This window comes from Mycobacterium simiae (assembly GCF_008370645.1).
In the GTDB taxonomy this organism is placed as follows: domain Bacteria; phylum Actinomycetota; class Actinomycetes; order Mycobacteriales; family Mycobacteriaceae; genus Mycobacterium; species Mycobacterium simiae_A.
Genome location: NZ_VTZN01000520.1, coordinates 1 through 478, shown reverse-complemented (window position 1 = coordinate 478; position 478 = coordinate 1). Strand labels below are relative to the sequence as shown.

Below are 478 nucleotides of genomic sequence, written 5' to 3'. Positions count from 1 at the left end.
GGTCCGGAGACCAGCTGTATGCGGCGCTGTATCGCGCCGGATTGGTGAATCAGCCGACCAGTGTCGACGCCGCTGACGGGTTGCGGGCCAATCAGATTCGCATTGTTGCGCCGGTGCGGTGCGCGCCGCCGGCCAATGCGCCCACCCCAGCCGAGCGCCTCACCTGCTCGCCGTGGCTGGAGGCCGAATGGCGCCTGGTTCGCGATGACGTCCGGGTGATCGTTGCCCTGGGCGGGTTCGCCTGGCAGGTCGCGCTGCGGCTGGACCTGGACCGGACAGTCGGCATCCGCAAGCCGCGATTTGGACACGGTGTCGTCGCCCAGCTACCGTCCGGCGTGCGATTGCTCGGCTGCTATCACCCGAGCCAGCAGAACATGTTCACGGGTAGGTTGACTCCGGCAATGCTCGACGACATTGTCCGGGACGCAAAGAAGCTTGCGGGTATCGGCTAGAAAGTGGGTGCTGTGCGAACGGTTCT

General features: G+C 65.9%; 1 protein-coding gene. It reads left to right on the top strand.

Annotation, left to right across the window (positions count from 1 at the left end; translation table 11 throughout):
* The coding region (locus F0Q45_RS26700) for a uracil-DNA glycosylase family protein (protein WP_306439480.1) at positions 1 to 452 on the top strand (452 nt) is incomplete at its 5' end.
* Positions 453 to 478 lie beyond the last annotated feature (26 nt).